Genomic DNA, 21,603 nt, shown 5'->3' on the forward strand with positions numbered 1-21,603 from the left:
TGGATGTTGTTCTATCTTCACATCTGATTCTTACATATTACTTGATTGTAATTGGTTTCCATAACGATAAAGCAAATATCCAATTCGTGTCACCATTTCCTTGATGATTTTGAACAGCTTCATACACTTTCCCTTGATGTTCTACTTTGTCACCCTTTGTATATGCCTTCTTCGGATCCCATTTTTCATAAGATACATTTTGATCTTTTGTTTTTATCGGAAGAATGTTACTTTGAATTGATGTATTTCCAGCTGCATCTACAGCCTTCACTGCATATTTATATTCCTTATTAGCTGTTAAGTTTTGATCAGTAAACGTCGTTCCTTGTACCGTTTGAATCAATTGTCCATCGCGTAGTACCTGATATTCTTTTACACCTACATTATCTGTAGAAGGGTTCCATTTTAGCTCTACACTGTTAGAAGAAACGTTGCTTGCATATAATCCTTGTGGCTGTGTCGGAGCCTCTGTATCTGGTTTCGGATTAACAATTTGATTTACTGTTTTCAGGCCATCCTTTGTAACTTCGTATATGGCTTTTTTTCCAAAGCTCTCTTGTTTACTATTATCGACATTCATAAAAGTTGCTCTATGCACACCTTCTAGATGTGTTAACTCAATATAATCTCCTACTTTGACTGGAACTTTTTGCAGTTCAGCATTTTGTTGCTTGTTTCCATAAATGTCTTTCTTATATACTACTTTTCCTGATGCATTTTGTACTTTAATACTCGCATATGTTTCATTAAAATAATGATGCGGTATGCCTTCTTTTAAGTCGATTTGCATTTCTTCTGTCGACTTATTGAAATTGACTTTAGCAAACTCAAAATCACTAATTCCTTTTAATGACCATGCAAACTTGTTTCCTTCTAAAATATTATTTCCATTAGGCATATCTGGTTTAATTGGATTAGAATCCGTACCCTTCCAAATCTCTGCTGTTAAAATTGGATATCCTAATGCAGCCACTTTTTGGATGGTATCGTTATTTGGACGTAATCCCCACTTCTCAAAGAAAGGAATCAAATTTTGTTTGGCTACTTTTGATGCTGAAATCATAAATAATTGTTTTTTCGTTTCATCAGTTTGTGGAAGTTCACTTGAAGGCATGTCTCTATACAATTGATGTAATTTAGGATGGAAATCCTCTCCATATGCTAACTGTAGTTGCCAAAGCATAACAAGCTTAACAAAAACATCACTAATTTCGTCATAATTTTTATTCGTTTGTTCTAGATATTGAAACGCTTTTGGATAAATTCCACTTTTCTCTAAATTGGATGGTTGATTAAATGCTTTTTCTACAGAAAGGCTGTATATATTATTTTGTACTTCTGTCATATTATAAAAATTCCAGGGCCATTGTTGTCTCAAATGTCCTGCCTCATGCCATGGACCCCAGCCATCTTTTATAAATTTATTAATATCTAACACGTATTGGATTGCATCTCCTACATAAGCGGTTCGATAAGGATACGCATACATATAATAATCGGGCGAATGATTTTCTTCTACGTAATGAATATAATGTTTATCTGCTTGTTCCTCGGATAATCCAGCTACTTTGTCCTGAATTCGAGTAGCTTCATCCAACTTTTTTAAGAGTTGTACAGGATCTGTATTAGAACCCAACAAATATTTCTTAACACGTGCAGGGCTAGCCGTAATTAATACACGTTCTCCCTTTAACTCCACTGCATGTGCATCTGGATATTGGTCCAGCATGTTTATTAAATCTTGTTTCGTATGCTTTCCTAGTTCAAAGAAAGGAGTAGTCGTCCCACCTGTTGTGACTGTTGTTCGAATGGTACCACCTTGTTGTTTATTATAAAAATAAATCATTCCCCCATTTGGAGATTGGATTGTGTTTATACCCGGTTTTAATGTAAATGATTTTATTTTAGAATCTTCTCTCCAAGAAGCATCATACGAATACGTTCCAATGTATGCTTGAATATCTTGATTTCCTTCTACATTAATTGTTATTTGTTCATTTGGCTTTGCATATAAACCAGTTGGTTCATATGGACTAAATGCCATACTTTTTCTTTCCTGTTGTTTCAGTACTTCAACATCCCCTTTTCCTGGGACTGTATATGTTCTATTTTCTGATTTAACTGACTTTTCTTCTTGCAATGATGTTGATAATTTTTTTTGCTGCTCCTTTTGCTCCGCAAAGACATCTGATGAAGAAATCATTCCAGTCGCAAGCATAGTTACTGTAGCAGTGGCCGCAAGTATTTTTCTAGTTTTATGTTTTGAATTATTCCCCATATTATCTCCCTCATTTTTCCTTATTTCTCTTAAGTTTTTTTGTTTTCTTCTCCATGTTTTTACAATCTAAACTATTCATACTATTTAAGTTGTGTCTATTACTCTATATTTTTTCATAAATATCTCCTTTTCTTTATGTATTATTGTATATAAATGTTATTTGATGACACATTAAATAACAACTTTACGATAAACTCATCGATAACAGCCTATTATGTTTTGATTCTGTATTCTAAACTTCCATCCAATTAGAGAAATATATCCAATTGGAGAAATAAGTAAATAAATTACAACATTTAAAGCTTGTGATCTCACTAAAAATTCATAAAACTTTTTTACTTTAAAGGTTTAAACAATTGTGACCACATTTGTTTGAACCCCCACAATTTTTTTCTAAGCTATTCTCTAAAAATCTTATTTTTCGTTGTAAATAAACCTGATTGGTACTCTTTATGCAAAAGAAAAGATGGGATCTTTAATAATCTGTACCCTTTGTAAAGGACATTTTGAAAAAAGTTAGGCAACATCAAGAAGATGATTTCTGTATCCAACAGGAGTCATCTTTTTTAAATTCCATTGATATCTATAATGATTATAATACGTCATATATTTCTTAATCTTTTGTTTCAATTCATTAAAGGACTCGCAAGGTTTTATATGAGCTTCATCTTTCAGATGACCAAAAAACGATTCTTGTGGGGCGTTATCCCAACAGTTGCCTCTTCTTGACATGGATTGTCCAAGGTTTAGCTTTTGATAGGTAGGGCTTGTGTAGTGGGATCCTTGATCTGAATGAATATAAGCACCTTCAGTCAATCGAATCCGCGGATTCCTTTTTAGTTTATGGAGAGTTGTCGTTACGAACTCTAATGTCATCTGTTCTGTAACATGGTAAGCTAAAATTTCATTAGTTGAGCCTTCTAAAATTATAGATAAATAGGCCCTTTGATTCTTACCGTAAACTAAATAGGTGATATCTGTAAGAAGTGTTTTCCCTGGGGTATTTTGTTTAAATTCCCGATTTAATTGATTCAGTACTATTCGATGTTCTTTTGTAGCTTTAAGCATTCTTTTATAAGGATTCGCTTTGCGAACCGGACAAACAATCTCGTATTTCTTCATAATTCTACGGATACGCTTTAAATTGTAGAACACCTTGAAACTGACCCGCCAATATCATCTTTATCTGACGAGCCCCCTTCTTTCTATTTCTAAATCGAAGTGCTTTTAATATGGTTTCCTTCAAGATTTCATCTCGATCACTCTTTTGTTTCCGTTGTTCTTAAGATGAAACTGAAAAGTAATTATAGTATCCCGAACGGGATACACCAGCTACTTTACACAAATGACTGACCATATTCCTTAAGTTGTATTTCATGATGACAGAACGAATCAAGATGAATTTCTGACTAGGTGGTAGTGTTATTTCCTTCTCATCCTCCCTTCCATAAGTTTGATTTTTTTAGCAATTCGTTTTCCGCCTTTAGTAAGTTTCGTTCGGCTTCTAAACGGGCATACTTTTCTTCTAACGTAAGCTCTCTCCCAAGAGTTCTTCCAGCGTTTTCGATACGTGTACCCCTTAAACCCAATACACCATTTTTTCTATAAGCAGCACGCCATCTACTTCCCGATGACATAACTCGTTTCATTCCAATCATATCTATATCAAAACCACATTCTTCAAAAATATTTCGAGGTAGCTTTCCTTTTTCATTTTCCTCAATAAAAATATGCTTAAATTCCTTTGTATAAGTGATACCTTTCTGACTTACAGATTTTACGTATAGGTTATTTGATAGAATTTGAATTTCTCTTTCTGTAAATAGTTTTTTGTCATTTCCAACATTCTCCAACCCCAATTTTCCTTCTATTATACAAGAAATACCCTATAGAATAGACTTTTTTCAAGTGTCTATTCTATAGGGTACATTTTACTCCGATCTTATCTTTTTTTATTTGTTAATTTGCAATAGGGCTACCGCCATATGCCCATTTTCATGATTAGTTCGTTTTACTTTTAATACTCTCAGTTGCTTTTTTAAATAGTTTCATTGCCTGTTCTGCTTTGTTTTCTGCCTGTTCCAACTTATTATCATTTTGTTCTTCTAATGCCTCTGAGAGTAATTGCAGAGCATTCCAGTAATTATCCATTGCTTGCTTTATCTTTTTTTGTTCAACTTCTAACCCTTTAGGTGCCTCAAGGTATTTGATATCTCTTACGTGTATTTTTGCCATATCCAAACTCAATTGGATTTCACTTTTCTTTGACTCATAATCCTTTATATCTGAATGCCCTATATCTTGTATCAGTCTCATAACTTCATCCATCTTATTTGTATTTTCTACGATGGCTGCTTTGTATTTATCAACTTCTGAACCACTAACTTTGTCGTTTAAATCTTCCTCACGATGACCCTCTTTCGCATGTTTCTGGTTCTCTTCCTTTACCTTTTGCTCTACATCAGGGTATTTCTCGTTTATCCCATTAAATACTGTCTCCCATTTAGAAACACCATCATCTATCCCAAACATACCGTTTTGTATGCTTTCTTTTGCTTTATCCTTATCATATTCACCATCATACTTACGGGCATCATACTGTCTAACTGCATCTTCTACTTTTATTAGGTGCTTTCTAATCTCTTCTACCCCTTCTTGTATTAAAAATTGATAGTCTTCATACTTTTTAGGTGGTTTGATTTTTTCAAAACGGTTTATGTCCAAACTAATGTGACTAATTAAGGAATCTATCTCACCTATGTAGACACCCTCTTCTGTAAATAATTCATCAGTTTTCTTTTCTAATTTTTTTAAATGATACTGGAATTCTAAGTGTAGTTCAGTCAAACGATAAGGGTAATCTTCTTCAGATACCTTTACCTTGTTTTCACCTTCTGTGTCTGATACATTTGATTTACTTTCTTTACTACTTGATTCGTCTTCCTTACTTCCCTTTTCATACTCAATTCTAGACAATGCGTTTCTTAGTTGATTTTCAATCTGTTCATCACTATAGTGCAATTTCTTTAGGTCAGATACCATTTTATCTGCATCATAATACTTATCTACTTTTCTATACTCTGACTGTGTAAGTCCATATGTATTTAATGTACAACCTACTAGCATGAAACTAACACTTAACCCTGCTATTGCGATACCCTTAAATGATTTATTAATATTCATTTTAAACTTATCCCCTTTTTCTTTTAGTAATTCTTTTCTTCAGCAATAGACAGATTTCCCTGAGTTTCTTCATTATTTGCATTGTCTGTTGCTTCAGCTTCGTTTTCCTTACACTTACTTACTGTTTTTGAATTTCTTCTTTATAATTATAAAAAGGACATATCTAAGCATATAACTGCCAATAAGATATATCCTCTTATTATTTTATAATGATGGTAATTAATGAGTCAAAGTGGTTTTGCGAAAATTATATACAAAAGGCATAATTTATTGATTACTTGGCAATTTATGTTGAGTACTACAATGAGATACTAGTGAATATGCAAAATTACATATTCAGATTGCTATCGTTTTTGTTTTTTGCGGTTATTTAGGACTAATGATATAAAAAAAGCAAACCTATTGAATAAATAATACGAATCGATTGTTTAGGTACCTTAGAACTGTTCGTAAAACAAACCGGCTGGTTAAAAAATCTGAATTTTCCATCAGTGTTCTTCAACAGTTTTTTCATACTTTGAAGCACTTTTTGTCTTTATTAAACTCTGTTTTCATCTCAATATTGTATTTTTTCATATATGCGTTGCTGCTCTTTGTAAAATGCTTCCTCCTAATTGTAGTCAGTTAATTCCTTTTCTCCGCCTCTACGTTGTATTTCTTGTTCTTCTCTCTTTTGTGTAGCAGGTGTATTATACGTGCCTTATTATCAATAATTTAATCCTAGTCGTGCAATAGCTCCTTTGTTTTTTTATGTCCATGCCCCCAATAATCATTTGGAATTACATTACTTGATTTCGTAACAGATTCAGGATTAGGGTCTTCTTGTTCTTTATTAGCCTTCTCATCTTTAACCTCAGTATTTTTAACACCATCTTGCTCTTTCTTCGTTACATTTCTATAAAAATCAAACGTTATAATCGTCGAACCCTCTCCACCATGAACTAATATCCTAAAACAGAAAATAGTTTAGTTGTCTCACTGAATCTAGGATTTTCCGCTACCTCTATGACTTTGTCGAAAGAAATTCCGACTTTAATTTGATCATACTGTTAATACATTTTCATTCACATCTTTATAATGCGAATATTTGTCATTAATTTCCTCACCCTTTTTCTTAAATTCCTCCACTCGTTGTACCTTGTTTTCTTCTTAGTTTTTTTGATAGCCTCTTCGTCCTTAGACGGATTCGACTTTTCCTTTTCCTCTCCTTCCTTTGCAACTTCAATAAATTCTTATTTCTTGTATGACTTGTAATCCCTATCTTCCTTCACAGGGTAGGTACTAAAAATTGATATAGACCTTGTACATAATAAGAGTAGTTTCTTAAATAATATCGTATTAGATTTCATAATATAATTCCTCTATTACATTTATTGAATTGAATGTTTATAAATCCTCCTTTGGAAACACTGTCTATTCCCTCCGCACATACATTCTCATATAATTTTTTGTAAGACTCTTCGTTATTCATTACAAATCACTTTGTTTCTGCAGCACTTGTACATTCCATAACGTTTCAATTACATTAGTTTCATCCAAAAGTTAGTACCTTTCTCATTATTCACACTTTATCTCTATCAAATGTCTTGATTGTGTATCTTATTCGACAAAAATAATTGTATATAAAATGTACTTCCTTATTTATCTTACTTGATGAAAAATTCGCTAGGCGTTCAATTAATGGCATGTAAAGCTTTTTCCTCTAATTCATTTTAATTATCTTATATTAAATTATAATTATATAAAATTCCCCTTTCTATAAATATTGTTATTATATTCAGCGTGTATCCTTTGGTATATCGTTTTACTGTAACTCTATTTTCTATACTTTTACCCTCAGCCTTTTAGCAACTGTGTCTACCTCTGTAAGTGGCGGGCTATATAGTTTCTAAACATCAAAATTGGTAAAAAATTTGCAACTATATATTAAAGATTTTGGAACGATGGCTAAATATAAACTTGATTTTTTTGCTCAGCGGTTTTCTAATAATTTTATTTTTCTGACACTAATCCAACTAAATACGTATTATGTATAAAGGCTTAGAAAATAACTCTAATTCCCTCTTTCTAATATTTTGACAATACAAGGTTGCATATTCATGATGAAAAGGTTTTATTAAGTAAGTAAGTTACCCCGCAAGTTTGTACTTTCACATCTCCCGTGAATTCGAACTTGTTTCATCCTATCTACTTTACCTAATTATTTAAATTCCTCCCTAAACGAAAAAGACAGCCATCTTAGGCTGTCTTTTTCGTTTACTAAATAAAATAATAAACATATTGTTGAAATGCTAAACAATCTTATTGAAGCATTGATGCTACAATTCATGTAGTTAAGAATAAAAGGGAAAAATCCTTATTCTAGTAATAATTTAAAACTTAATTTAAGGACAGTATAATATATAATTAAATTTTTCTTACTTTAGAGTATTCTAGCTGGTATAATTTATGAGATATTTTAAATTACGGAGGTACATAAATAATGATAGAAATAATAGCATCATTATTCTTAGTAATTACCTATTTTATTAGTTATCTCTTTTCAAGTGGAGAAAATAAACAAAAAGCAAAAGAAGAACTAAAAGAAATTATTAATGGTAATAATGGAAAAATGTTAGTAGGCTTTTTTGGAGCGGCGTTAATTACAGGGATAGTGATTGTAGTATTTTACTTATAAAATAAATAATTATCTAATAATATATAATCAAGAACACGGTAATTATATCCCTCCTTTTATCTCTGGGGAATGTAAGTATTATGATGGTGTCTGGAAAAATCACAAATTTGTTTTGTTGATGAAAATGATGAACCGTTTAATAAATTAAAAGAGAAGGGAGCACACCATTTTGGTTATGCTCCCTTCTCTTTTTAAAGCACTTCTAATTCTTCATGTCGGTAAGGTAATTCAATCTCACGTAAGATTGGTACCTGATCCCCTGCTGTTTTTAAAAGTGTTTTTACATATACAGTTTGAATTGGTTGGAAAATATCTGTTGAAAAATCAAACTTCTCCGTTAGTCCTTCATCAAAGTACAATTCATGTTTTACAGTGTAATCATTAAATGATGGACATCCAACGGGTACTGTTACCTTTGGAGTGTTTACATTTGTAAAACGACGATCTGTCCCTTCTAAAGAGAACTTTGTTGTGAATTCCGCAGTATCTTGGGAATATTCACGGTATTCAACAACGATATCTTGGAATCCATACATAAAAATTCGTTTGTTATCATGCTTAAACCAGTAAGGTTGTTTTACTTTAATTTGTAATTCTGTTACTTGTCTTCTTGGGAATGAGAATACTAACTTACCAGATTCAACAATCTCTTCTGGAATTTCTGTATTGTTTACCTTTTTAATTGGGTAGGTTTCAATACGCCTCCACTCTCCATTTTGATTCTTATATTGAATATCAAGAATACTCATAGAGTACTCCGGAGATGGATGAATAGTAATTGTGTTTGTATAAATGTTATTAGAAATATTTTGTGGAATTTTCACATGAATTAATCCATACACTTCTGTTACGCATTTGTTTTCGTTTGATTCAGATTGACGAACCCAGAATGAGTTCTTATCTCCATCAAATGCTTTAGTAATACCACTAGAATCTACCGCATAGAACTTGCGTTGTTTTGTTTCTTCATCAATTGGCTCTACATCTGAGGACTCAAATACACTTACTTCTAGGTTGCTAGGCAATATGTATTCTCCTAAGTCATTCTTATAAGCAATCTTATCATGAGATCTAACAACAACTGGGGTAGCAATCCCGTGAAGTGTATCTATATTAATGGGATTATTTGCATTTGAGGAAATAATATTGCTTGCATGATAGAAGGACCGAGTTAGGATACTCTCTCCGTCTTCACTATTATTTTGGTAATCCTTTTCTAGCTCATACACCCGTCCTTCTAACTTCTTTAGACGGTTTTGTAAGAAGTAATTTTCACGTAAAATATGATCCATATTTTCAGAGATTATGCCATCATGACTATTAACAATATCAAACAAATTTGTAATATCAGTTTGGATGTCATTACGTAGTTTATTAAACTCTTCAGAAGAGCTAGGCCCTTTGTTTAGATTTGGATTTCTTAATGTAATCGGGCGCATGTACTCACCTTCCCTATCGTATCGAATTAATTTTTTCTTCTAGTTCATCAACATTTGGTTTAATAACCATGTCGATAGATGAAGCTTGAATTGGTGTTTCATTAAAGTAATATATCTCAAGATCTTTTATTTCAACATTTTCCGCCTTTAACTCTTTCGGTTTTTCATGAACATTTATATTAATTGATACCGATTCAGCATATTGGAAACGTAACACATAATCGATAGTGATAAATTCATTACTTTTCGCTAAAGGAACCTTCCTTGTGTCACCATTCTTATCTGGTCCCATACGCACATTGTTCGAACCAAAGGAAAAGTCTGAAGCACCACCTGTACTTCTTACCTTCATTCGAATATAAAGCTTGTCTCCTGGTTCTACATAAAGAGTACTAAACATTCCTACTGGATCTAGCAATCCATTTGAAGAGAGCTTAATTGCGTCACTCACTGCTGTTTTTGTACAGCCATTTAAAGGGCTCCAACAATCTAATTCAGGAATAGGAACTGTTCGTGAGTAATCAATTTTTTGAAGTGTGGAAGCCGTAAATAAACTCGACTTCCCTACTTCCTGATCACCTGTCATGATAGAAATGAAATTATTGTACATTTCTTTTTTGTGTCCATCTTTATGTATTGCTTCATTTCCTTCTGTAATGTTTCCTAATAATAAAAGGTCATGGGCAGATTCAAGAACAAAATTCGTATATTGGGAAAGCTCAGTAACACCACGGTAACGAGCATTGGCTTTATGGAAAGAAGGTTTATATTTCTTTTCTATTTTCATCTCTTTGCCATCCCTTTCATTTATTTAAGCTTTAGATAGGTATTTTTCTTTAATACAGTTGTGTAAATTACCAACATATACGTTTTGTCATTTCTAATTGGGACAGTACTTACCTATTTTTATTCTGAGACTTGTAACAGTATGTCTTAGCATTTCTTTACCCATTGATAACTCTTCACTAACTAAATTGTAATGTATATCGGCGTAATACAGGTGTTGTATACTGCCCTACTGAGAATTGTTTCATAACGATTTTTAATTGAATATTTCGGTGCTCTACTTCATCCACATAGTCATAGTAAAAATCATATGTTACACCCGGTAGTGAATGATTAACCACAATATAAACCTTTCCATCTTTCTCATAAAGGGCATACTTAGACCAATCGTTGTTCTTTGTGTTATATCGTAAGTCGAATACAGATACCTTTTCCAGGAACTGACTTGAAGAATAACAATGAGTACTTACACGAATCGGATCAAATCCTAAATCAATAGTACAGTCCTTATTCAAATTCTGTACATACACCAACACAGTTAGATCATTCCATCCCTGTTTAAATTTGTAGTTTACATTAGTTTGAGAAGAAGGGATTCCTTCAAATAACTTTTCTCCATTTAAGAAGATGGCAATCGGTTCTGTAGATGATGGGATTGTAGAAAGCACTTGTTCTTTTCCTTCATAGAAAATACCCATTCCATAATACAGTTGCGTATGTTGTGTGAATTGTTCATCTTGTAAAATCAGTCCTCGATTCCCTTCCTGGATTGGTATTACATTTCGAACGATATCATTTGATGGCTTCTTCCAATCATCGAGAGAAGGGATATGGGTTTCACCAAAATTCTCGACTGTCTTCTGAACACTCCAAGCATCCTTACCCATATATAAACGCTCTGTTCGCGGAACGATTTTACGCTTCTCAATAGAACCTAATGAGTAGAATGCGACTCCATTTGCTTGCAGTTCAATAATCTCAGATTCTTGGCCACCGATATTCTTTCGAATGCCCAAGTTTGTTGGACTAGCATGAACAACATATTTAAAATCAATTAGGTTAGGTGCTTGTGCAGTATCCCTGTTAACAGGAGAAATCTGTTTCCAGCTCTCTTCCCTATCATCTACTCGTACAAAGTACTCGATATCCGTACCGTCCGGAATCTCTTCTTCTGTAACCAATGATACTTTCCCAATAGAGAATGTCTCATCTGTTTTTGGCGTAAGAAATTTTGTAACAACCTCTCCTCTTTCTGGATAACTTAATTGGAAAAATTGAATTTTTTTAACTCCAAACAAGTACTGATATGAATAACCTTCAGGATGGACAATTTCTTTATCACTTTCCTGTTTGCGAATCCAAATTCGCATATTCTTCATTTCTGTTGTCGGGAAATAAAAAGATACATTATTCCCCGTCTGCTTACCATCTGGATAATATGGTAAGTGGAAATAATTCAGTTCATCTAGCGTGAATTCAATATACACAGTAGCACTTTTAATTGTATGTAGGCTTAAATCAATTCGATTCAATACCTGTTTATCATTAAATTTGATATATATATATCCATCAGCTGGCCCTTCCATTTTAGACAACCATACTTCTTGGAACGTTTCATTTGTATTTACATTTAATGCTTGTTCAATCTTCCCTGAAATGGGAATCTTCTTAAATGTACTTACAGAACTCTTTGGCATAACGAACTTAATTTCACTAGCTGGATTAATTAAAAATGAGGTATTCTCCTGTTTTTTAAGTGTGATTTGATGATTTTTTATATCGATAGATACATTGTCTTCTGAATCAATTTTAGATAAGTCATCAAATGTATCAAAGATACTAGCTAAGTAACCTGTCTTTCCATATAGCAAAATTTTCTCTTTTAATTCCGATTCTAATCTTCTAGCTTCATACTCTAATCGATTCTTTTCTACTTCAAACCAATGAAACTTTCCCTTTAGCTGGTTATGAACAGCAATTGTATTTTCGTAAAGAATCATCAAATCTTTTTGAATTCTTTCAACAACTTCATTAAAAAAATCAGACTCAGCTAATTCACCATTACGAATACGCTTAAATGTATACTCAGGAGCACCTAATTCTTGATCTCTTAATAGTTTATTTAAACGAGAAGCGAATTCCTTGGATGTAGGAAGATTTCCCTTTCTCAGTTCTTCTTGAAGGATTTGGTTTACCGCTACAGTAAAACGTTTTTGACGAATATTGATAGACATCCCCTACACCCCTTTCTGTTCGGTAAGAATTTTTAAAGCGAAGTCTTCAACGAGTGGTGTTGTATGAAGAAGAGGTATTTCATCTTCTGTTGTTTTCTCCGGTCTCTTCATAATGATTTTTAACCTTACTTGCTTTGGAAGTTCTTTTAATTGAAGGTTTTGTTTGTAAAGAGCAAACGCATTTTCAATATCAGATTCGTTATCATTAACTGAAAGCACCTTTGCAGGGATCTTATCGTTTACTGGTTGCTGATGTTGTGGGGAAATTCTATGCCAGTCTATATCATCGAAAGAAACAAAGTATTGAATCCAATCATTGGATTCACTTACCTTCTCTTTGTATCTAGCAGGAACTTTTTCATTTGCATATAGAAGTACTTTCTTAATACCATCTTCAAGTAGAAATGGTTTGCTAATATATTCACTCGTTTGAGCGAATTCGAAACTCATAATGTCGATGTCTCGAACTCCTATAGCGTAACGCCAACCTTCAACAGCTTCTAATACCTTTTTAATCTCATAGTCGCTATTAATAGTATGGATGCCGTATTTTTCATCAACAATATTACTTGGCACCTCCTGTTTGCGAATACGTGTAAATGAAGTAGAATCTTTTTTTCTTCTATAGAATGCTTCTTGTCCTAATAATTCTTTATAAGAATTTGGTTGTTCTAGTACGAATTCAATATATTTTGCTTCTCTTGATGGGAAGCTCCAAACACCTTGGCCAGAAAATTTTGTTTTAGCAAAGTTTTCACTACCATCAAATAAATCCTCGGCTCGATAGCTTTGAGGTGTTTTATTGATTTCTTGGTTTAATACAAATTGGTCTTTTTCGAAAAGACCTTGGTATTCAATACCGTCATTAGATGTTCGAATAGAATATACATTCACTGTACCTGGGCTACCTGCAGCATGATAAGGATTTAAATTAATCCAGTTGATTGTCTCGTTCTTAGGTAATTGAACAACAATCTTTACACGTAGTAAGTCACCATGTTCCTTTCCCTTTGCCCATTCAACGTCGTAATAGAATGATTGTTTCTTATAACTTTCTGGGATGTTTACCATTTCATATTCAAATACAGTATCCGGGTTTCCGTCGATTAATGCTTTCGAATCATCATTCTTAATTTGAGAAGAAACATACTGGTAATTTTCGAAATCTGAATCTGATTGAACTTTACGAGATAGAAAATAAGTTCCTGCAATTCCATTACCTTGAATAGCTCGAACTGTACTTCCTATGCTTCTATTTAAAGCATTTGTACGACGCAGCGTTAATACGCCTTCTTGTGTATGAATCATGCTTCTGTTCTCTACTGGAGTTAAAGCAGGATCCATATTATCGTAATTCGTAAACGATTCTTTTAAATAAACCGTGTTAGGGGTTGTTTCTTCAGTTAACATTTGAAGGTCTGATACGACCCCATTAATACTGCGCACGATAGATAAGATTCTATCTTTCTCACTCTGAGAATAATTAAAATAATCTACCAGGTATGTAGCAATGGTATTTAGTTCTGAAAATAAAATACCTAAGTCTTTCTCCATTTCCTTGTTGTTATCATAGTAATCCTCAAGAAAAGGTAGTTCTCCATACACAACTTTACGTGCCTGGAATAAAGGCTTACCTATACAAGATTGATACCGGTAAAAGATTTCATCTGCTAATTGAGATACTTCTTCTTTTGTAGCAGAACTATTTAATCGTATTTTCGCTTGCTCCAAAAGATATTCTCTTTGTTTCTCTAATATTTTAGATTCAATAACAGGGGCATTCATTCTTGCACCTCCCTACTTCATGACTTTAAATTTTAATTGGTAACTATCGACCATTGGCGTTACTACTAGTTCATCACCAACGTTTTTACGCAAAATAACTTTTAATCGAAAATTTGTCACTAAGTAATCGTAGTGTACAACCACTGTAGCATTACCATGATTTGTTGCTTCATTATAATAAAGATCCGATCGATTAAAGCTTTCTGTGAAAATGAGTTTATTCTTCTCTTGCTTATACTCAAATGTATTGTAAACAGAATCCGGAACAATGCTATACTTATTTAAAAACACATCTTTGTTAGCTTTATAATCTGTACGGTTTTTTGTTGTAAATTCATTTTTGCTTGAATAAGAGATTGGGAAGAACTCTTTTTGTGTCTTTCCCCCTTCTACTACAATTGAACCATTCGTTAGAAATACATCAATTGGTCTGTAATCACTTGTATTCGGATCATAACTCTCTTCACTGTTCACTTGTTTATAATCAACATATGGATACTTAGACAGCTTAATTGTATTGTTATAATCAGTTCCATTTGGGAAAGACTCCACTTTACGAACCCTTTTAGAAAATCGATCTCCTACCTTAACTGTCCAAGGGTCAAATAAGTTTGCGTTTGGTACATAATCAATAGTGTAAATTGAACTATTATCATGAGGCACAGCCAACTGAATAGCAGCTCCTCTTTCTGTAAAGTACCAGTCACTCCTATTCATTAAAATATTATTGCGGTATACTCTTGTATTATCTTCATCACTAATGTCTGCATGGAATCGAAGTCCCGCACTTGAGCCACGGAAGAATAGCTTTTCACACTTCACATTCATTGTACCTTCAGGAAGGATTGAAACCCAATCATTAAGTGAAGGATTTTCTTCTAATGAGATGTAGTATTCAATAGAAGTGACTCGATTTGTTGCCATCCCATTTAGCTCATTAAACAGCGGATGGTCTTCAAAGGTAGATAATGAAACCTCTACAATATTCCCCTCTACTTCAATTGGTTTTGTAACAAAAATTCCAGCTTGTTCATACAAAGAATGATTTAATTGAAGGTTCTTTATTCCATACTGGTAAACATATTCTGTTGAACTATTTGTACGATTACTTGAACCAATTCCTTCTACGATTGGAGGAAGCGGTCCAGGTGTTGTGCTACTTGTAGTACTTTGACTTTGTAGTAAAGTTGTTTTTGGTTTACTTGCACTTTCAAAACTGTTAACCATCTAAATCCTCCTTTTTATCGTTGTTGGCTATCTAAAGATCTTTTCGCTTGTTCAAAATCACTACGGTATAAATTCATAGGGCCCGATGAAATAGATGAGTGACTTACATTAATGTATTGGTAACTATCTAAGATTTCTTGATGCAGCTGAATACCAGATTTAGAAGAAAATAATTGGCCTACATATTCTCCAACTGCAGACTCATAAATAGATTGGCTTCTTGTTGAAGCTTGATCCCATAACTCTGCTTTCATTACTTCTTCTTCCTTCTTTGATTGGTCTAGTAATGTATAAGACTCTTGTTTAATGATTAAATAGAATGTCTTTGCAAATACAGGAGAGAAATGAAGATAGATCGATCCATTTGTTTGAACTGCTCTTGAAAGAGGAATTTCGTAAGTAGTCGATTCTTCATTTTGGTCAACTTGATACATCAATGAAAGTAACTCGATTGGATACTCTGTAAAGAAATCAATGAACAAATGATTTACGGTTTTAGGCTTGTCTAACGTGATTTTTAGCTTGGCCATAACACCTTTTCCGCTGACTTTTTCTGTTTCATCTACTACATCTGTTTCTAACGCAGAGAAGAAATTATAAAACTCATTTACTTCTTTAAGGGCGATTTCCGTTAAATCAATATAGGTCAAACTAGTACCTGTAAAGTCTGTTTCAAAATCATACCCATATGAAACAATTTTCTTTCCAGCGAAGTCCCAAGAATAAGGATAGTATTCGATTTTATAAAGTAATCGTTTTAATACTTCCGTTAATCTTGGTCCAGCTTCTACAATCGGGCGATCATCAAGCTCAGCATGTTCATAATCACTATTAGGATCAACTAGATAGATACTAAAATGCTCTTGTCGATTGTATGGGTGCATAAATGTCATTTCCCATAGTCCTTCAAATTCAGATACGGATAATGAATAATGTTGTTCAATATAAATGGGAGTAGGCATTCTCTTTCCTCCTTTCTATAGTTTTTTTATTTCCGTATAAGCAGGTGCATTCGTTTTAACTGCTTGCGCCCAATACGTTTCAAGTGAATCATCTATTGCATGTTCCAATGGATGGTTTTTATCTGAAATGCTATTTGGTGCTTGATACATAACTTCAATCTTTGCAGTTGTCGCCCCATTTGAATTTTGCATTGTGTTCTCCACTTCTCTGATAGGTAGTGATAAATAGTGTTGATGAAAACTACGATTCAATGATGCGCTTTGTAAAGATTTACCGTCGCGATCTAAGAATAAATGTGCATATTGATCATGATCTGTTTCCATGTACAAACTCTTTTCTTTTTCTTCAAAACCGTATGTCTTTACGACTAAACCATCTTCTCCTTTTGCTTTGAGGTTTAATTCCTCAACACGAGTAGAAAGTGAGTCCACTTCTCTTTTTACATCATCTAATGTTCCTCGAAGAATTCTGTCGTAATTCGCAATTACTTTCTCAATAATAAGATGTGAGTTATAAAGTCTCTTTAAATCCAGAGCTACATTCGAGTGAATTTGGTTAAAATGTTCGGCATCGACTTTTTCACCCGTTGTCGTAAGAGTCGTAACCTTTTCTTTTCTATTTGCAAGTTGTTGAATAAGTGCTTCGAACTCTTCTTTTGTTATGACTTTTACATCAAACAAATCCATATTTTCTTGTAATAGCTGCTCTACTTCTTTACGATCATAATTAGGTAGAACAGATAAATAATTATTCAAATATTCCATATCTACACCTCCTTATGTTGGATATAAACCCAAGGACCTGCCTGTTCACTATATCGATTTCGTATCCGAATAACAGGACAAGCACTATCGATGGTTGTTTGTTGAATATAAATCCATTCTCCTTTTTCGTTTCTTATTCTCATAGGAGATTTACTTATCTCTAAAGCAGAAGCTAAAATTGATTCAATACTTCCATATTGCATTTCGCTGTAATGAAAATGTCCATATTGATTTGTCTTAGTCGTTCGTTTCATAACAGGTTCCGCTTTCACTTGGAATGCATTTGCTTTTGGAGTTTCCTTTCTGGTCTCTTCTTGAATATAAACCCAGGGGGATTTTTCGTCTGTTGTAATAGAACGAATTCGGATTCGTAGCTGTGTCATTCAGAAACACCTCCAAAATATAATAAGAGGGAGCTAATGCTCCCTCATGAACGTAACCATTCGTATATGACCAGTCAATATATAAGTTATTGTTATGCTACGACTTCAGCTTCTACTATTTCTTTTGTCGGAACCGCAGGTGGCGCAGGGGGGGCTGCATGTCGCATCATTTCTTCCTGAAGCTGCTGTTCTTCGATAGCTTTTTGTTTTAGAAGTGTTTTGTATTTAACATTTTCACTGATTAACGTAGTAATTGTTGATTCATATTCTTTTATTAGTAGATTTACATCTAAATTTGTTGTATTACCTTGTTGATTCATTTTGTCTTTCCTCCTATTGAATATTTGGAACATATTATTTTCTGAACAAATCATAAGGACTACTTATTAAAATATCAAGCTAGTTGTGTTGGTTTTTCGTCCCACTGAATAGCATTTACTTCTTCAATAGTTGTACATGCCTCTATTCGTGGCTGAAGTACATTTCTTAGTTTAGATATTTTCGCATCCTTTTCTTGGTACGCTACAAATGCAACACTCATAAACTGCTCTCTATTTAAAGTAACTCTATGGGGTGTATCACCTTTCCATGCAGTCCACTCAACTTCTGTCATAAGACCTTCATTAAATAATGCTAAGCTACCAATGAAATTAGACTGTGCTTCTGTATCAAAAGAGAATGTATATGTCTCTGAACCAATAGAAGCATTAAAGTAGCCTAAGATATCTTTATTGCATGCATCATTTAGTTGATTGAATTTAACTGCCTTAACATCTTTTAAAACAACTTCCATATCTGCACCCTCAACCCACTCATTTAAAGTTTCATCAAATCGGGGTTTGTAATAACTTTCTTTCCAGCAAAACTTAATAATTCTTCGTCCTTCAGATAAAGCTTTTTCTATTTTGTCCTCTGACATTAAGTAGTGCTCAATCACATAACCTTCCTCATCTACTTCCCAACATGGTAATCCTACATTTATAGGAGTAAACGGAAAATTATTAACAGGTTCTTCTATAATAGGTTCTTTTGTAATTCCTACCTCACCTACGACTTCAATATTTTCTAAACTTTCCATAACAAACCTCCTTTATTGTCTAGCTAGGAACCTAACTCCATTTAAAGAACAGAAATCAGGAGCGCCACCTTGCATCACAACGGTTCCATCTGCATTTATGTCAAGACGAGAACTACCATTAACACCATTAATAGCATTAAAAATAAGTGTTGTGTTTGGTCTAAATCCAGCAGGTAATTGGAATGCAGACCCGCTCGTACCGCTATTACCTCTTAACAATCCTTGCAGTACAACAAATCCTGCTGCATCTTTTGTATAGGCAACTCCTCCGAATCCACCATACTGAGCCCATCCATTTGTGAATGCTGTAACCTGCGTGAATGGTCTACTTATGATTTCTGCATAACCACCTGCACTACCCGTGTTAACCCTGATTACTTGGGTACCATTCACATCTGAAACCCACCAGTTTGCAGTCGATCCATGACTTGCAGGATCCCTAGGTTTTATGTTCCCGTATCCGTCCATTGCCATACCTGAGCTATTCATAAATTGAATCTGCTTACCGTTGTATATTCTTAGGTCTCCATAGTTTGATACGTTACCAGCGCCGTCTACTTTCCATCTAACAACATCACCTGTTCCATGTATTTCAAGCCCATTATCTGCACCAGCACCTGTTCCGCCAGTACGAAGTCTTGCGATATTGTTAAGGAAGTTTAATGAAATTGTTGCTGCAGTATTACCAGGGTTGCTTGTAGCAAAACCACCTACTGATGCAACCTCACCATTGGCTCTTACCGTTGCTCTTCTTGCACCATTTCGCGCGAACTGCAAGTCACCTGTTGAATTTGCAAGGTTGTCTGGAGCAACTACAATCTTCCAGTTGTTTGTAGGATCTTTCCATTCTAATCCTTCTCCACCACCTGGATCAGTGATTGTAATGTGGTTTACGTTTTCGATATTCGTATTACCCATGTCGATTATTCCACCGACAATTAAGTTACCAGTAAGTTTCACATTACCACCAACATAAAGTTTTTCGGTAGTTCCTGCAAAACCATTAATCCCTACTCCTCGTTCGCGAATAGATAATGCAGGTGTAAATGTAGGAATAGTAACTTTTAGGGTAACGTCATTCGAACCACTTAATATATAACCGATTGAATCACGAACTACAACAGAAATTGTCGCAGTATACGAATCCGCAAGAGTCGTACTACTCGTTACTGTATAAGATTCTGTTCCGGAAGCTATAGTTGAAGTTCCTTTTGTATATCCTGATGGCATTGTTGAAGTGTTTGTAGCTCCTGCTAATGAGGTGTTAGGAGTAATACTAACTTTGAAGGTTGCTTTACCGACTATACGAGATAAGTCACTTGAAGTAACACTTGGTTTTTTGTAGTAGTGAAGATCTACTTTTTGGGTTTTTGCAGAAAGTTTCGATGCGTTACCTATTGTTTTAGCTTCTATAAAGAAGGAAACATTTTTCTTACTAGTTAATAAACCGACTTCAGTGTGGTTGAGAGTTGCTGTAGTTGCGGCAGTAACAATACCTGTATTTTTAAGAACCCATAATGCTTCTCCTTCTTCCATTATTATGTCATAGCTACAATTTCGGCCAAGCATGTCCTTAATTGAGCCGGCAATCGAAAGTGAAAGTGGTTTATATTCAGGGAAGATATAGTTTACTGAATTTATTGAGTAGTAAGAAGTGGCTGCTATAGATACACTAGGAGTTCCATTTACAGGAGCGTCTATTCCTAAATCAAGTGGAATAGCTACTGTTTCAGTTCTGGATGAACCTTTACCATTTGTAGCAGTTACCTGTAAATCAATGGTTCCTTTGTAGGGGTTAGTATCTGAATGGGCAGCCCCATTTAGTGCTGCGGCCTTTAGATTGTCTAGCGTCATATAAGTACCGCCCGTACCATTGTTTGCATTGATTGTAATGTTCCCTGGAGAAACACTAGTAGTTCCATTAATAGTTGTGTATTTACTTGATATCCCACTAATGGTGTAACTTATTGAAGAACCCAAATTGTCAGAAGCAGCTCCAAGTGTTACAACAAAGGTTCTTGTATTGTAAGTAACATTAGCACTAGAAGTTAATGACGGTGATTTTAATTCATTTTTATTTACTGTTGGAGAGTAAATAAACCCAGACATCATTTCGTCTGTTCCTACACGGTTCTTTGCCAGCACAGCATATCGAACCGAGTTTGCACCTGCTCCTGGAGCATCATTAATAGACGTACCACTTATGGCACTATTTACGATGGTCCAGTTTTGACCATTAATACTTCTTTTTAGTTCATAAACAAGAGTTCCATTTGCCCCTGATGCGCTTGGCCAGCTAATATTAAAGGAGCCTGTCCCAAGATTTTCTCTATAATAAGAAGAAACCACTGTTGAACCATCCCTAATGGTAACTGAGCCACCTAATGAGGGAGTCGTAGCATAAACGGAAACAGGTACGGTTCCTGATTTACCTCCGACATAACCTGTTGTACTACTTGATGTTCCACCAAGTTGTGACGTTGCTGAGAATGTGTATGACAAGCTAGATGTTGCCGCTGATATTCCAGATACAGTTACGCTGATTGTGCTAAATTTAGCTCCTGCCCCTTTTGGGAATTTACCTAAAGCAGAAAAAGAAGCAGTAGTACCACCTATATTAATCTTAGGATAAACAAGTGCGTTAAAATAATCGTAAGTTTGGTTATCTAACCTAGCCCAACATGTAAAGCTATATGTAACTGAATTTGCAGAACGACTTGTCTGTTCTGCATAAACTGTATAAAGCATGGTCGGGTATGAACCCGACGCCAACGCTGAAAATAACTCCATATGTTTTACTCCTCTC

The 21,603-nt window shown here is 34.2% G+C and carries 14 protein-coding genes and 1 pseudogene; 1 reads left to right on the forward strand and 14 read right to left on the reverse strand.

Annotated elements, in window-relative coordinates; all coding sequences use genetic code 11:
• Positions 1 to 37 precede the first annotated feature (37 nt).
• The 3 genes and pseudogenes from ACS2MN_RS25325 to ACS2MN_RS25335 form a co-directional block, all read right to left on the reverse strand.
• Positions 38 to 2,278, reverse strand: a complete 2,241-nt coding sequence (locus ACS2MN_RS25325) for a M60 family metallopeptidase (RefSeq protein WP_198130838.1) — start codon at positions 2,276 to 2,278, stop codon at positions 38 to 40.
• 516 nt (positions 2,279 to 2,794) lie between these two features.
• Positions 2,795 to 4,156 (reverse strand): annotated as a pseudogene (locus tag ACS2MN_RS25330) (IS3 family transposase).
• Positions 4,157 to 4,279: 123 nt separating this feature from the next.
• Entirely contained in the window at positions 4,280 to 5,461 is a 1,182-nt protein-coding gene (locus ACS2MN_RS25335) for a DUF7018 domain-containing (lipo)protein (RefSeq protein WP_098126687.1), read from the reverse strand.
• A gap of 2,482 nt (positions 5,462 to 7,943) precedes the next feature.
• On the opposite strand from ACS2MN_RS25335, the gene ACS2MN_RS25340 reads away from it, so the two are divergent.
• Complete coding sequence (locus ACS2MN_RS25340; RefSeq protein WP_198130837.1) at positions 7,944 to 8,138, forward strand: hypothetical protein; 195 nt, start codon at positions 7,944 to 7,946, stop codon at positions 8,136 to 8,138.
• 191 nt (positions 8,139 to 8,329) lie between these two features.
• Here ACS2MN_RS25340 and ACS2MN_RS25345 read toward each other — a convergent pair whose 3' ends face one another.
• The 11 genes from ACS2MN_RS25345 to ACS2MN_RS25395 all read right to left on the reverse strand — a co-directional run bounded on the left by ACS2MN_RS25345 (position 8,330) and on the right by ACS2MN_RS25395 (position 21,587).
• Positions 8,330 to 9,577, reverse strand: coding sequence for a hypothetical protein (locus tag ACS2MN_RS25345; protein ID WP_198130836.1), 1,248 nt, complete (start codon positions 9,575 to 9,577; stop codon positions 8,330 to 8,332).
• A gap of 13 nt (positions 9,578 to 9,590) precedes the next feature.
• Entirely contained in the window at positions 9,591 to 10,364 is a 774-nt protein-coding gene (locus ACS2MN_RS25350) for a hypothetical protein (protein ID WP_346994576.1), read from the reverse strand.
• A 178-nt stretch (positions 10,365 to 10,542) separates the two neighbouring features.
• Positions 10,543 to 12,597, reverse strand: coding sequence for a hypothetical protein (locus ACS2MN_RS25355; protein ID WP_346994577.1), 2,055 nt, complete (start codon positions 12,595 to 12,597; stop codon positions 10,543 to 10,545).
• Between the two features lie 3 nt (positions 12,598 to 12,600).
• A complete protein-coding gene (locus ACS2MN_RS25360; protein ID WP_346994578.1) occupies positions 12,601 to 14,382 on the reverse strand; it encodes a hypothetical protein in 1,782 nt (593 codons plus the stop codon).
• Positions 14,383 to 14,394: 12 nt separating this feature from the next.
• Positions 14,395 to 15,609 (reverse strand): hypothetical protein, encoded by a 1,215-nt coding sequence (locus ACS2MN_RS25365; protein WP_346994579.1) that lies wholly within the window; start codon positions 15,607 to 15,609, stop codon positions 14,395 to 14,397.
• 14 nt (positions 15,610 to 15,623) lie between these two features.
• Positions 15,624 to 16,571 (reverse strand): hypothetical protein, encoded by a 948-nt coding sequence (locus ACS2MN_RS25370; protein ID WP_346994580.1) that lies wholly within the window; start codon positions 16,569 to 16,571, stop codon positions 15,624 to 15,626.
• Between the two features lie 15 nt (positions 16,572 to 16,586).
• Positions 16,587 to 17,336, reverse strand: coding sequence for a hypothetical protein (locus tag ACS2MN_RS25375; protein ID WP_000456148.1), 750 nt, complete (start codon positions 17,334 to 17,336; stop codon positions 16,587 to 16,589).
• 2 nt (positions 17,337 to 17,338) lie between these two features.
• A complete protein-coding gene (locus ACS2MN_RS25380; RefSeq protein WP_346994581.1) occupies positions 17,339 to 17,719 on the reverse strand; it encodes a hypothetical protein in 381 nt (126 codons plus the stop codon).
• Positions 17,720 to 17,811: 92 nt separating this feature from the next.
• Entirely contained in the window at positions 17,812 to 18,039 is a 228-nt protein-coding gene (locus tag ACS2MN_RS25385; protein WP_098000122.1) for a hypothetical protein, read from the reverse strand.
• A 74-nt stretch (positions 18,040 to 18,113) separates the two neighbouring features.
• A complete protein-coding gene (locus ACS2MN_RS25390; RefSeq protein WP_346994582.1) occupies positions 18,114 to 18,797 on the reverse strand; it encodes a DUF4376 domain-containing protein in 684 nt (227 codons plus the stop codon).
• Positions 18,798 to 18,809: 12 nt separating this feature from the next.
• Positions 18,810 to 21,587, reverse strand: a complete 2,778-nt coding sequence (locus ACS2MN_RS25395) for a hypothetical protein (protein WP_346994583.1) — start codon at positions 21,585 to 21,587, stop codon at positions 18,810 to 18,812.
• Between the last annotated feature and the right edge of the window lie 16 nt (positions 21,588 to 21,603).

It is taken from the genome of Bacillus cereus group sp. BceL062 (assembly GCF_051780025.1).
Lineage (GTDB): Bacteria > Bacillota > Bacilli > Bacillales > Bacillaceae_G > Bacillus_A > Bacillus_A toyonensis.

Bases quoted from the DNA above. Each gene is read 5' to 3' on its own strand.
- ACS2MN_RS25325 (WP_198130838.1), bottom strand. From the start codon at position 2,278: ATGGGGAATAATTCAAAACATAAAACTAGAAAAATACTTGCGGCCACT.
- ACS2MN_RS25335 (WP_098126687.1), bottom strand. From the start codon at position 5,461: ATGAATATTAATAAATCATTTAAGGGTATCGCAATAGCAGGGTTAAGT.
- ACS2MN_RS25340 (WP_198130837.1), top strand. From the start codon at position 7,944: ATGATAGAAATAATAGCATCATTATTCTTAGTAATTACCTATTTTATT.
- ACS2MN_RS25345 (WP_198130836.1), bottom strand. From the start codon at position 9,577: ATGCGCCCGATTACATTAAGAAATCCAAATCTAAACAAAGGGCCTAGC.
- ACS2MN_RS25350 (WP_346994576.1), bottom strand. From the start codon at position 10,364: ATGAAAATAGAAAAGAAATATAAACCTTCTTTCCATAAAGCCAATGCT.
- ACS2MN_RS25355 (WP_346994577.1), bottom strand. From the start codon at position 12,597: ATGTCTATCAATATTCGTCAAAAACGTTTTACTGTAGCGGTAAACCAA.
- ACS2MN_RS25360 (WP_346994578.1), bottom strand. From the start codon at position 14,382: ATGAATGCCCCTGTTATTGAATCTAAAATATTAGAGAAACAAAGAGAA.
- ACS2MN_RS25365 (WP_346994579.1), bottom strand. From the start codon at position 15,609: ATGGTTAACAGTTTTGAAAGTGCAAGTAAACCAAAAACAACTTTACTA.
- ACS2MN_RS25370 (WP_346994580.1), bottom strand. From the start codon at position 16,571: ATGCCTACTCCCATTTATATTGAACAACATTATTCATTATCCGTATCT.
- ACS2MN_RS25375 (WP_000456148.1), bottom strand. From the start codon at position 17,336: ATGGAATATTTGAATAATTATTTATCTGTTCTACCTAATTATGATCGT.
- ACS2MN_RS25380 (WP_346994581.1), bottom strand. From the start codon at position 17,719: ATGACACAGCTACGAATCCGAATTCGTTCTATTACAACAGACGAAAAA.
- ACS2MN_RS25385 (WP_098000122.1), bottom strand. From the start codon at position 18,039: ATGAATCAACAAGGTAATACAACAAATTTAGATGTAAATCTACTAATA.
- ACS2MN_RS25390 (WP_346994582.1), bottom strand. From the start codon at position 18,797: ATGGAAAGTTTAGAAAATATTGAAGTCGTAGGTGAGGTAGGAATTACA.
- ACS2MN_RS25395 (WP_346994583.1), bottom strand. From the start codon at position 21,587: ATGGAGTTATTTTCAGCGTTGGCGTCGGGTTCATACCCGACCATGCTT.